This window comes from Flavobacterium sp. LC2016-12 (assembly GCF_015351595.1).
GTDB lineage: Bacteria > Bacteroidota > Bacteroidia > Flavobacteriales > Flavobacteriaceae > Flavobacterium.
The window spans coordinates 180,526-193,103 of the sequence record NZ_JADKPT010000008.1 but is presented as its reverse complement, the minus strand read 5'-3'; the positions used below and the strand labels follow the sequence as shown (position 1 = coordinate 193,103).

At 33.2% G+C, this 12,578-nt stretch carries 9 protein-coding genes; 3 read left to right on the top strand and 6 right to left on the bottom strand.

Going from position 1 to position 12,578, the window contains the following annotated elements; genetic code table 11:
- Positions 1 to 6: 6 nt before the first annotated feature.
- The 3 genes from IRZ99_RS14415 to IRZ99_RS14410 form a co-directional block, all read right to left on the bottom strand.
- A complete protein-coding gene (locus IRZ99_RS14415) occupies positions 7 to 1,404 on the bottom strand; it encodes a hypothetical protein (RefSeq protein ID WP_194657934.1) in 1,398 nt (465 codons plus the stop codon).
- Positions 1,405 to 1,440: 36 nt separating this feature from the next.
- Positions 1,441 to 1,563, bottom strand: a complete 123-nt coding sequence (locus IRZ99_RS21270; RefSeq protein ID WP_255545782.1) for a hypothetical protein — start codon at positions 1,561 to 1,563, stop codon at positions 1,441 to 1,443.
- A gap of 506 nt (positions 1,564 to 2,069) precedes the next feature.
- Positions 2,070 to 6,119 (bottom strand): hybrid sensor histidine kinase/response regulator transcription factor, encoded by a 4,050-nt coding sequence (locus tag IRZ99_RS14410; protein WP_194657933.1) that lies wholly within the window; start codon positions 6,117 to 6,119, stop codon positions 2,070 to 2,072.
- Between the two features lie 440 nt (positions 6,120 to 6,559).
- Between IRZ99_RS14410 and IRZ99_RS14405 the strand changes: the two genes are divergently transcribed.
- From IRZ99_RS14405 to IRZ99_RS14395, 3 genes are all read left to right on the top strand, one after another.
- Entirely contained in the window at positions 6,560 to 7,666 is a 1,107-nt protein-coding gene (locus IRZ99_RS14405; RefSeq protein WP_194657932.1) for an AraC family transcriptional regulator, read from the top strand.
- A 131-nt stretch (positions 7,667 to 7,797) separates the two neighbouring features.
- Positions 7,798 to 8,592, top strand: a complete 795-nt coding sequence (locus tag IRZ99_RS14400; protein ID WP_194657931.1) for an SDR family oxidoreductase — start codon at positions 7,798 to 7,800, stop codon at positions 8,590 to 8,592.
- Positions 8,592 to 9,563: an NAD-dependent epimerase/dehydratase family protein gene (locus tag IRZ99_RS14395; RefSeq protein ID WP_194657946.1), complete on the top strand. Its 972-nt coding sequence runs from the start codon at positions 8,592 to 8,594 to the stop codon at positions 9,561 to 9,563. Before IRZ99_RS14400 ends, IRZ99_RS14395 begins: the two co-directional genes overlap by 1 nt.
- Before the next feature lie 73 nt (positions 9,564 to 9,636).
- Here the strand turns inward: IRZ99_RS14395 and IRZ99_RS14390 are convergent, their stop codons facing one another.
- From IRZ99_RS14390 to IRZ99_RS14380, 3 genes are read right to left on the bottom strand one after another with little or no spacing between them, the layout of a single operon-like run.
- On the bottom strand, positions 9,637 to 10,224 hold the full coding sequence (locus IRZ99_RS14390) for an LUD domain-containing protein (protein ID WP_194657930.1): 588 nt from the start codon (positions 10,222 to 10,224) through the stop codon (positions 9,637 to 9,639).
- Entirely contained in the window at positions 10,217 to 11,617 is a 1,401-nt protein-coding gene (locus IRZ99_RS14385; protein ID WP_194657929.1) for a lactate utilization protein B, read from the bottom strand. The genes IRZ99_RS14390 and IRZ99_RS14385 overlap by 8 nt, the downstream gene beginning before the upstream one ends.
- A 24-nt stretch (positions 11,618 to 11,641) precedes the next feature.
- A complete protein-coding gene (locus tag IRZ99_RS14380) occupies positions 11,642 to 12,382 on the bottom strand; it encodes a (Fe-S)-binding protein (RefSeq protein WP_194657928.1) in 741 nt (246 codons plus the stop codon).
- Positions 12,383 to 12,578: the final 196 nt, after the last annotated feature.

The window sequence follows — 12,578 nt, the reverse complement described above, 5'->3', positions numbered from 1 at the left end:
AACAACTTATTTTTTTGTTATAAATATTCTTTCTAACTCTGTATCAAGAACTACTTTATAAACTCCGGGAGCTGCTGGATATTTAGCATTTCCGTTTTCTCCAGGCGACATGGTACAGATACCATTTTTAATTAATCTCCATGACGGACTCCACCACTGACCCGTAAAAGTCGCTTCCATTTGTCCTGTTAAAGTATATTCTCCAACTAATTGATAAGGGTTTGCAGCATTATTCGCCAGGTGAAGTTTTGTCGTTACCCATGCGTTCCAGGTATCCCAGTTTGCACCGTCAATTCCGCCACCGCAAACACTCACAAATGGTCTTCTTAGTGCTTCATCATCATGCCATAATCCGTTGGCAACATCAGCCCAAACTTTGCTTGAAGGTGTGTATTTTGTCACAGTATATGCCAATGTATTTGGATTTACTTTTATGTTATAATATCCTTTTGTCGGCAAAATAATTGGCGTTGAAGCCACATCATCTACTAATCCTCCAGCGGCATTTAAACCGAAACAATGTGGGGCAAAGTCCGCTTCCTGACCTAAGAAATAAATCTCTTTATTGTCTTTATCAGCATAATATTTAAATTCGAAATCCTGTCCGTTTTTCTCGTGGAAATACATTGGCACACCCACAGCATCAGTAGTCAGGTTCGTACCTTTTGGCTGATCGCATAAATAGATTGCCGGATATTCGTTTGTCGCTACTATATTGATATTTAAAGATCCTGTATTCGGAATCGTAAATTTATCTTTAGCCGTAATAGTTAAAACATAATTTGCAGCTGTTACAGGTAATGTGTACGTTTTGTTGAAAGTATAAGATTGAGGCGCTCCAGTTAATTGAACCATTTCGTCAATACCTAAAGCCTCACATTTTACCTGAACATAATCGATTCCTGAATCATCATTTACTACAAAATTTACCGGCATTTCATTACTTGTTGACAATAAAATAACAGCTCCTTCTTTTGGAGTAACCATACTTATAGATGGCGCAGCAAATTCTCCGTCTAAACGAAGGTTGATTTCTTCATTAACGACATTTCCGGAAACATCGGTTATAATCAATTTTATTTTGAAAGCTTCAGAAGTTCCGCGGTTTGCAGGAATTTCGAAGAAGTAACTTAAGTCGTAAGTTTCAAGCAACGGACTTGTTGCAAACGTGATCACTTTATCAAGTGATAATTCAGGAATTTGAATTTGAACACTTTTTAATCCTAAATCATCTGCCAGAGCAGCTTTAATTTCGAATTTTCGGCTTGGTGCTCCATAAATCTCTTTGGTCGAAACTACAACTGTAGGATCATCAGAGCTAGGAAAACCAGATTCATTATTTTGACATCCGGTAAAAAGGACGGCAAAAAGGGCAAGAAAAAATAAAAATATATTTTTTTTCATCTCTCAAATTTTAGGGTTAGGTTAGTTTAGTTTGTTTTATGCTAGTAAAGTTTGTTGTTGAAAATGAGGTAAACTCATTTTTGAAGAGAATCTGGATTGTCTTTCTATTTTTGATAAAGAAAAAGGACAATCAAAAGGCAATGGTTTGGTTTTTGTCATTTTAGTAAAGTTTGGTTAATATTCTTTTTTTTATTTTTTTCCTCTAAACGAATTGCTAATTCACAATACAAAAAGTCTTTATTTTTATTTTTTAAACCCGCAATTTTTTAATTGCGGGTCGATAAGTAATACGTAAAACCAACTCTTACAATCTTATCTTAAAGAAGGCCCATTCTTTAAGCGGATTAAAAACTTACCAAAAAAAATAAACACTTATTTATCACACAGTAACTAGTTAAATAGATTACTATAAGTGCAAAGAAATATGTAATACGCGCTTCTAAGGAGGGGTAAAATGGAAAAAAAAGGAGGTCAAAATGGAAATTAACCATTATTTTAGATTTAAAATTAACAAGTACAAAAAAATAATCATGTATTTTTACAAAATTCGTAATTATTGAAAAATATTCGATTTATAACTAAAACGTTTGAATTTTTTCAAAGATTCTTGCCCTCTTCTGCAAAAAACAAAAGAGTATTCAAAGAACAAAAATTCTAAAAGATACTTATTTAATGATATTCAAGTCAGAATTAAAAGAATTCTTATACTTTTTGATGTATTCTGAAGGTGTCATCCCGAAGAGTTTTACAAACTGCTGTCTGAAATATTTCGAGTCTTCAAAACCAACTTCGGCACTTGCCTGTGCGATATTCATATCTTCTGTCAGCATCAACATTGCGGCTCTTCGAATTCGAACTGAACGGATAAACGCATTTAAGGTCTGACCAGAAATAATCTTGATTTTAGTATAAAGTGTTCTGTGGCTCATTCCCATTTCGAGTGCAAAGTTTTTAATTGTAAAATCTCTTTTGTGAATATTGGCTTCAACAATATCAATGCACTTTTTCAAAATTTCCTGATATTCAACCGGAACTTTCTGAGTATTTTCTTTTAGCGTTATACTGTCTAAGAAATAAGTGCGCAAATTACTTCGGTTACGCAACAACGATTCTACGCGGGCAACTAAAATATCATCATCAAAAGGTTTTGTAATATAATCATCGGCACCATCTGTAATTCCCTGCAAGTGCGTTTCCGGATTCTTAGATGCTGTCAATAAAATAACCGGGATATGAGATAAACTATCACTTTCCTTTATTTTACGGCATAACTCTAAACCGTCCATTTGTTCCATCGTGATATCGCTGATCACCAGATCCGGCATGCGTTTTTTGGTAAGTTTCAATCCTTCTTCACCGTTTTCAGCACTGTAAACCATGTAATTTTCTGAGAACAGTTTAATCAGATAGGCTCTGATTTCGGCATTGTCGTCAATAATTAAAACGGTACGTTTATCAGTCAGCATGATTGTTTGAAAATCATTTTCTGCAGAAGTTGGATTTAGCATAGTCACATTTTCTTCTAAATCATCTTCGCTTAATTCATCAAACAACTGACTTCTTTGTGGTGCATTATTAGTAATCTCGGCATTTTCAAAATGACTATTTCCTTTTAGAAATGTTAGCTTAAATGTACTGCCTTTTCCAACTTCACTGCTGCAGCTTACGATTCCCTTATGTTTTTCTACAAAATATTTTACAATATAAAGCCCAATTCCGAAACCAGTTCCTACCGAAACTTTCGAATTGATTTGTTTGAATTTCTCAAAAATAACCTCAATATCCTTTTTCTCAATTCCATCGCCATTATCAGAGATTTCCAATATTACTTCATTAGTTGTTTCTGTCAGTTTAAGATTAATTTCACCACCAATGTGCGTGTATTTAAAAGCATTAGACATTAAATTGAATAATGAAATTTCAATTTTTTCATAGTCGCCGATAATTATAATTTCGTGATCCGGAATATGAAAGTTGTATTGAATATTTTTATCCTTTGCCTGATTGACAAAACATTGATATACCTCGTTGCATAAACTATTTACATTTATGGACGATAATCTAAGCGAGTCAGCATCATTTTCGGCTTTTCTAAAAAGCAAAAGCTGATCTACGAGACTCAAAAGTCTGCGGGCATTTCGATGGGCAATTGCCAGGTCACTTCCCGAAGATCCGTTTTGAACACTTTCTTTCTGAACTGCTTTTTTCAGCGGATTTATAATCAGCGAAAGCGGCGTTCTAAACTCATGCGAGATATAAGTAAACATTGACGATTGTTTTTCGGCAACTTCTTTTTCTTTCTTGCTTTCCAGTTCTGCAATTTTTACTTTGTATTTTAGTTTTTCTTTATTTTTATGATATTCCAAATACGCAAAAAGAATTCCGGCCAGCGCTAATAAATACAAAGAATATGCCCACCATGTTCTGTACCAGGGTGGTAAAATTTCTATTCTTACAAGACTTATTTCTTTATTCCATCCACCTTTAAAATTGGTAGTTTTTACTTTAAAAGTATATTTCCCTTCGGTTAATCTCGCATAATTTGCTTTTCGGGCCTGCCCCACATAATTCCATTGCGCATCCCAGCCTTCTAAATAATACGCATAATTTATTTTGTCGGCATTGTTATAATCTAATGCAACAAATTCAAGTGATAAAGTAGTCTGATCGTACGGCAGGCTCACTTCTTTTATTTTACCCGATTCCCATTTAGAAACCAAATCATTTTTGCTTTCTTCAATGGGCTGATTGTTTACATAGAAATCTGTCAGCAGCAAATTATTCTGCTGATTGAATCCTTTGATTGCTTCCGGAAAAAAGATATTGAAACCGTTAATTCCTCCAAACAAAAATTCTCCTGTCGATAATTTAATTCCCGCATTAAAACTAAACTGATTGCTTTGCAGACCATCATTTACAGAAAAATTACGGAAGGTTTTTTGTTTCTTGTCAAATCGGCAAACTCCATTATAAGTACTCATCCAAAGATTCCCTTCTTTGTCTTCAAGTAATCGCAAAATCGTATTTGATGGCAAACCGTCGTCTGTAGTTAATCTTTTGAAGGTATTTGTTTTTCGGTCAAATAGTAATAAGCCACCTTCCTGAGTACCCAACCACAGATTTTTGTCTTTGTCTTCATGAATGCATCTTATTGGGTTTCCTATAACTGTTTTAGAAATTTTTCTGCTATTTTTTTCGAAAGAGAATAAAGTCGTATAATTTCCTCCCCAAAGTTTTCCGTCACTGGTTTCCGTTAAAGATTGCAGATTCGTAATCGATTTATCAAAAAGAACGAAACCATTTTTGGATCTGTCAAACCAATACAAACAACCTTCATTTGTTGCGCTCGCCCAAATGTTAGATTTTGAATCTTTATATACCAGCCAAATTTTCTTTTCAATTTGTTTGGTAAAAGGATTTAAACAAGAATATTGGGTAACGGTATTATTGTTCGCATTAATCTTATTTACCCCGCCGTTCCAGGTTGACAACCAAATATCGTTATTATTATCCCTGACAATTCCGGTAATAAAGGGACTCGATAATTTATTGCTGTAATTACTATAGGTATTTGTTTTTCGGTTCCAATATTTCAATCCTGCACCATCTGTACCTACCCACAAATTTTTCTTTTCATCTTCACAAAAAGATAAAATAAAGTTTTCGGCAGGATTCGCCGCATTATAACGAACGCTTTTAAAATATTTAGGCGTATTACTCAGCATACTTATACCACCACGTAAGGAACCAAACCATTTATTTCCGGACTTATCTTCGTACAAACTCCAAACCGAGTTACTTTTTGCCAATTGTACATCGTTTACAACATTGTATGAACTGGCTTTTTTATTTGTTCCGATAATTTTGTAAATACCACAGCCGTCTGTTGTGATCCAGATTTCATTTTTCTTGTCCAAAAGAATATCCGTAACACTGCATTTATTCGAAAAATAATTCTCTGAAAGCGCACCGGACTTTGTATTGAACATAAAAATTCCTTCATCGGTTCCAAGCCAAAGATTTCCATCAGAGGCCAATTTCATTGCTTTCACTTCTTTTGAAAAGGAGAAAACTGACTTTAGACTTTTTGATTGATAATTGTAACTGCAAATTCCAACATTACGAACATATATCCAGGAATGGCCTTTTTTCTTGTCGTCCTGAATAGCAATGGCATCATAATTATTAATGCTGATATTGTTTCCTAAAACTTTTAGCGGAATTTGTTTCCCGACAAAAGAACCGTTCTCAAAAGCAATTAAACCTAAATTCTGAGAAGCGACCAAAACAAGCTCAGTAGAAACTGATCGCATCTGATGAATAATATCTTTTAAAACTTTAGGCTTTTTGTTGGACAAAACATATTCTACCGGATGAAATGTTGCTGTTCTTTTATTGTAAATACAGATACCATTTGAACCTCCAACCCAAATGTTTTTTCTGGAATCGCCTTCAATATTATAAATGGTATTAAAAAGGAGTGATTTTTCGTCATTGATTCTGTTTCGGAAAACTTTGAAATTATAACCATCATAACGATTTAATCCATCATAAGTTCCAAACCAAAGATAACCATCACTATCCTGAAAAATGGTGGTTACAGAATTGTTAGACAAACCATCAGAAATATCAAGAAATTTTATAGGATTATCCTGTGCAAAGCATACAGAAGAAAAACCAATTAAAAAAAGAAGATGTAAAACAAAATACTTCAAAATAATTTTTTTTTGCCTGAGTGTAAAAAGTACAATTATAAGTTAATTTTATAGATATTTCATAAAAACAAACAGATAAAAATCGCATTACTTCTTATCTTATAAGATTTTATACTTCGCCTATCTTTTTAACAAATCTATACCTATAAAAAAATAGGCCCATAAAGCTTTATAAATCAAGAAATGCAAATACAGTCAATTTTTACTTTAGAAAGTCTTTTTGCTATTATAATCTAAAAAAAATATTGTGTAATCCTGTTCTCATACCTTCAACGCATTAAAATGAAATTTCAGGATTTATTCTTGTACTTTGGAAACTGAAGTAGCAACAATGCAGTAAAAATCAACTGTTAATTTACTAAAGCAGTATAATAGAAAAGTTAAAACAAAACAATAACTTTGCTAATACCAAGACAAACAGAATTTAAAAAAAAGAAAGTATGAATGTAACAGGACTTAATAACCTTATCATAATTCTAATTTTTGGTTCTCTTATTTTGCTCTCTTTTCTTAAAATCACCAATCCGTTAAATGTAAACAAGAAAGCTAATTTTTGCTTTGGAGTCTTTTTACTTTTATGGGCTACTTTTTGGATGGATGAATTGGCTTTACTAATAGGGTTTTCTAAAATAAATGTATACCTGAATGTCATAATCCATTTTATACAATTTTTTACTCCGCTGGTATTGTATTTCAGTATTGTATTTTTTACAAATCCAAATTACAAATTCAGTAAGTACGATCTAAAATACCTCATTCTTCCCTTTATTTTTTTAGCTTTATTGGTTATCCTTTCGATAAAAAGCTCCGCATTTGTGCATTTGTTTTCTATTGTATTAATGTTGATTCAATCACTTTTTTATGTCCTCGCTTCTTATTTAAAAATTCGAAAACACAAGAAAAACACCTTAGTTTTTTCTTCCAACGCTAATGAAATAGATCTTAGCTGGCTAGAATACATAATTTTATCATTATTTTTAATGAGCATAATTATTACTATTTACAATATGTTTTTCTTTTTGTCAACATTAAACATATTTTTAAATGGAATTTCATTCATCATTATTTTAATTATTTCCCATTATTCTTTAAAACAAAAAGAAATTTTCCCATTAGACGAAAAACAACGTTCTCAGATTATTTTAATTAATGAACAAGAAGACTTAATTGAAGCAAAACGAAAGGTTGTTTCTGATGAGGAACTAGTTGCGCTTAAAATAAAACTACATCAGGTAATGCTGGAGCAACAGCCTTATCTGGACAGCGAGTTAAATCTAATTAAATTATCAGAATTGGTTAAGAGCACGCCTCATCAGGTATCTTATGCTATTAATTCCGGTTTTAACGAAAATTTCTTTCATTTCATAAATAAGTATCGCGTAGAAAGAGCAAAAAAATTGTTAGTAAATGATAAAATGAAGCATTTCTCTATTTTAGGTATTGCTTATGAATCTGGTTTTAATTCAAAGACATCATTTAATAGCACATTTAAAAAAATTACCAATCAAACTCCTTCCGAATTCAAAAAAAAGAGAACGGATTTATAACTTCGACCTTAAAACAAAATAACCCCTTATAAATAAACCTTTTAGAAACAACCTTAAAATAGTTTCTGTTTATAAACACGCACATTTACGGCTATAATCAAATCTACCTTTGCTTTTATAAATTTGATATCATGCCATTCGAAAAAAAATCAGAAGAACAATTTGTAGTAATAACTGGCGCAAGTCAGGGATTAGGAAAAGAGTTTGCATTGGAATTTGCCAAAAGAAAAATGAATCTTGTACTGGTTAGTTTACCTGATCAGGGGCTACTAAATCTTTCAAAAGAAATAGAGCTTAAATACGAGGTTAAAACAGCTCCATTTGAAATTGATTTATCAGTTTGTGCTAATGTCATATCACTAGCTAATTGGATCAATAATAATTTCAACATTTCTATATTAATCAACAATGCCGGAACTGGCGGAACGAAAAAATTTGTCGATGCCAAAGTTGACTATATCAATACCATAATGCAGGTAAATGTTGTGGCAACATCAATATTAACACATCAGTTATTACCTAATTTATTAAGACAAAAACAAGCCTACATACTCAATGTATCAAGTATGGCGGCTTTCTCCCCTATTGGATATAAAACTGTTTACCCGGCTTCTAAAACCTTTATTCATTCTTTCTCAAGAGGATTGAATGAGGAATTAAAAGACACCAATGTTTTTGTTAGTGTTGTAAATCCTGGCGCTATGAAAACTAGCGCCGAGATTACAGCAAGAATTGAAAAACAAGGCTTACTGGGAAAACTAACATTACTGGATCCTGAAAAAGTAGCGCAGTATTGTATCCAACAATTATTCAAGAAAGATTCTGTAATCATGGTAAATCCCATAAGTTGGGCGTTATTAAAAATTTTGCCAATTGCAATAAGGTTACCCTTAATGACAAGAGCTATAAAAAGAGAAATCGAATAATGAAAAAAGTCTTTGTTACAGGAATTAACGGTTTACTTGGCTCAAATCTAGTAGAAGATCTTTTGCTTAAGAATTTTATTGTAAAAGGATTAATACGTGATAAGGCAAAATTTATAGGGCCAAATCATCAAAATCTTGAACTCATTCAGGGAAACTTATTTGATGATCTAACACCATTCTTAAAGGATATTGATATTGTAATTCATGTTGCTGCCGAAACGAGTCAAAGCCTAACTACTTATGATAGATATAGAAAAATTAATTACGAGACTACAAAACAATTGTTTAATGCTGCTGTTTGTTGTGGTGTTAAAAAGTTTGTTTTTGTTAGCACTGCAAATACACTGGGTTTTGGATCTCTAGCCGTTTTAGGGAATGAACTAAAAGCAATGAAAAAGCCTTTTACTGATTCATTCTATGCAATTAGTAAGTTTGAAGCGGAACAATTTTTGCTTGAAAATATTCATAAAACTGATGTCATTCTGCTGCAGCCCACTTTTATGATTGGTGCTTATGATTCAAAGCCAAGTTCCGGAAAAATTATTTTAATGGGATGGAAAAAAAAGATTGTTTTCTATCCTCCGGGAGGAAAAAATTTCGTTCACGTAAAAGACGTTTCAAATGCCGTTATTAAGAGTTTTACAGCTGCTGAAAATGGTCAAAAATATCTTATTGCAAATGAAAATTTAAGTTATTTTCAATTTTTCAAAAAGCTAAATAATATCACCAACCAAAAACCTGTAATGATTAAAATTCCAAAATGTGGTTTAACTTTACTAGGGTATTTTGGCGATCTAATGCGGCTTTTCAAAATAAAAACTAATCTTAGTTCTACCAATATGAAGGCTCTTTGTATTGATAATTTTTATTGTAATGAAAAGTCCATTCATTCATTTAAAATGAAATACCAAACTATAGATTCAGCTATTAATGATGCTGTAGATTACTTTTCGGCACAAAAAAGCAAATAACATTTCGAAATCCAATTACAAACATTTTTGTATTTTGTGTTTAAAGCCAAATGCTAGTGCGAGCCTGTGTAACTTACTCCATCAAAAAAACAACTAATCCCCTAGCTCCATGAGCACCCAAAACCAATGACTGTTCAATATCAGCAGTTTTAGAAGGCCCGGCGATAAAAGTTCCGAAACCATATTCCTGATTTCCAATTCTGTCGTAAGCCTGATGCATTGTTGGAATAAGGTCTTTTTTATTTACGATAATCGCTAAATATTGTGTTATAAAAGGAGCGACACGTTGTCCTAAAATAGCATCTGTTACCCAAAGTGCACTGTTTTCAGCTACTCCAAAATCCGCTTTTATAATCGTTAATTCCACATCTTTAAGCGAATGCGGATCATCATTTGTCCAGCCCAAAAGTGCAATTTCAGAAAGTTCCGGAAGTGTAGTTATAATTCGTTTTTCAAGTGGATAATTATTCTTGATATACGTTAGTACTTCATTATAATCAACAACTTCTATCGGATTTCCTCCAATGTTTTTCAATACTGTTTTATACATTTCAAAAACATCAAACTGATCAGAACCTAAAACATTTAAATTAGGTAAATCAGCAATTCCACTCGGTTGACTGTTTTTTATTTTTTGTAAAATTTCAGCTTTACTACTCATTTTTATTTGCTTTAGATTCTCTTGAATTTTTCTTGTACCATTCTCTAAAAGATTCCTCTGGAACTTCTGGCATTTCGCGCTGGTCGTACCATTTGTTCATTTTATTATTCACTAATCCCGGAATATTTTTCATTACAAATCTTCCCGATTTTCCAGCCAAATTAAATACCGTTGGATTCGCTAAAACGGTTGCCATCGTTTTCATTGCCATCGTTTTTGAAGTGGGCGTATGCCCTTCCTTTACCAAAACCTGACGCCATTTGTATAACTGGTCGTGAATATCAATTTTAACCGGACAAACATTAGTACAAGAACCACAAAGAGTACTTGCAAAAGGTAAATCGGCATTTTTGCTCATGTCTAAATTAGGCGCTAAAATCGACCCAATTGGTCCCGCAACGGCATTATGATAACTATGTCCGCCACTTCTTCTGTACACCGGACAAGTGTTCATACAAGCACCACAACGAATACATTTTAAAGAGTTTCTGAAATCTGCTCTGCCTAATTGTGTGCTTCTTCCATTATCGACAATTACAATATGAATTTCTTTTCCGTCTCTTGGTTTCTTAAAATGACTTGAAAAAGTAGTGATCGGTTGTCCCGTTGCGCTTCTGGCCAATAATCTTAGGAAAACGCCTAAATGTTTACGCTCAGGAATCAGTTTTTCAAATCCCATACAGGCAATGTGAACATCGGCTAAATGCGCTCCCATATCTGCATTTCCTTCGTTGGTACAAACTACAAACTCACCTGTTTCGGCAATGGCAAAATTTACTCCTGTTAAAGCGGCTTTGCGCGTTAAAAACGTATCACGAAGTTCTCGTCTTGCTGATTCTGTTAAATATTGAGGATCAAAATTTCCTTTTTCAGTTCCCAGATGTTCGTGGAAAGTTTCACTGACATCTTCTTTTTTAAGGTGAATGGCTGGCAACACAATATGACTTGGCGGTTCTTTACGAAGCTGCACAATATATTCTCCTAAATCTGAATCGATTACCTCGATCCCTTTATCCGCTAAATAATCATTCAGATGACATTCCTCTGTAAGCATTGATTTTGATTTCACCATTTGCTTTACATCGTGCTTTTGTAAAATCGAATGTACAATTTCATTATGTTCTTTTGCATCTGCAGCCCAATGCACAATGATTCCGTTTTTCTGGGCATTGGCTTCAAAATCAATTAAATAATCGTGCATATTGGCCAGCACATTATTTTTGATTTGAGAAGCCGTTTCACAAAGCAATTCCCAGTCCGGAATTTGATGTGCCGATTTATCTCGTTTTTCACGGACAAACCAAAGCGTTTCATCATGCCAGTTTACGCGCTCTACATCTTTATTAAAACGTGTTGCGGCTTCGCTGTGTTCTATTATTTTTTCTGAAGACATCTTTTGTGAGTTAAAAGGAATCTTTTAATTTTCCAATGAATTTAATATCTCGGCTATATGAATCGTTTTGATGTTGCTTTTTTGTCTTTTCAGAATTCCTTCCAAATGCATCAGGCACGACATATCACCTCCTGTTATATAATCAACATTGTGGCTTTCATGATCTTTAATTCGATCTTGTCCCATCTTAACTGAAACTGCTTCCTCGGTCACACAAAAAGTACCTCCAAAACCACAACATTCATCTTTTCTGGTCAAAGAAACCAAATCGAGTCCTTTTATATTGTGTAATAATTGTTCCGGTTTAGAGAAAAACGGAGCGTTTAATTCGGTCATCTGCGAAAGCTTTAAACCGCGCTGTCCGTGACAGCTTGTATGCATTCCGACCCTAAAGGGAAAGCTCCCGTCTATATGATCAACTTTCAGAATATCAGTAATAAACTCTGTCAATTCAAAAACCTTCTTGCGCATTTCAGTCGCTAAATCTTCTTGTTTTTCATCATGCAAATGATCTTTTACATGCAAAACACAACTTCCTGACGGGCAAACGATATAATCAAAACCAGAAAAATTGGCGATAAAATTGGCATCGCATCCTTTGGTTAAATATTGATATCCGCTATTTGCCATCGGTTGTCCACAACAGGTTTGTCCCATTGGAAAATGAACATCACAACCTAATTTTTGTAAAAGCTCATACGTTGCAATACCTACTTTTGGATAAAATTGGTCGACATAGCAGGGTATAAAAAGTCCAACTTTCATATTCTTGTAATTTTCTTAACACATGAAATAAATAGTTTTATGTGTTATTTCTTGTTCACACAGATCGTGTAGATTGACTAGATTTTAATTTAATCTTTCTAATCCTTTAATCTGTCGCTAATATAATATATACAAACCAGCTATTATATTAATGTTTGTAAAATTTCAAATCGATCGACAAATCTTATGAAACAAA

Bases quoted from the DNA above. Each gene is read 5' to 3' on its own strand.
- IRZ99_RS14385 (WP_194657929.1), bottom strand. From the start codon at position 11,617: ATGTCTTCAGAAAAAATAATAGAACACAGCGAAGCCGCAACACGTTTT.
- IRZ99_RS14400 (WP_194657931.1), top strand. From the start codon at position 7,798: ATGCCATTCGAAAAAAAATCAGAAGAACAATTTGTAGTAATAACTGGC.
- IRZ99_RS21270 (WP_255545782.1), bottom strand. From the start codon at position 1,563: ATGACAAAAACCAAACCATTGCCTTTTGATTGTCCTTTTTCTTTATCA.
- IRZ99_RS14395 (WP_194657946.1), top strand. From the start codon at position 8,592: ATGAAAAAAGTCTTTGTTACAGGAATTAACGGTTTACTTGGCTCAAAT.
- IRZ99_RS14390 (WP_194657930.1), bottom strand. From the start codon at position 10,224: ATGAGTAGTAAAGCTGAAATTTTACAAAAAATAAAAAACAGTCAACCG.
- IRZ99_RS14415 (WP_194657934.1), bottom strand. From the start codon at position 1,404: ATGAAAAAAAATATATTTTTATTTTTTCTTGCCCTTTTTGCCGTCCTT.
- IRZ99_RS14405 (WP_194657932.1), top strand. From the start codon at position 6,560: ATGAATGTAACAGGACTTAATAACCTTATCATAATTCTAATTTTTGGT.
- IRZ99_RS14380 (WP_194657928.1), bottom strand. From the start codon at position 12,382: ATGAAAGTTGGACTTTTTATACCCTGCTATGTCGACCAATTTTATCCA.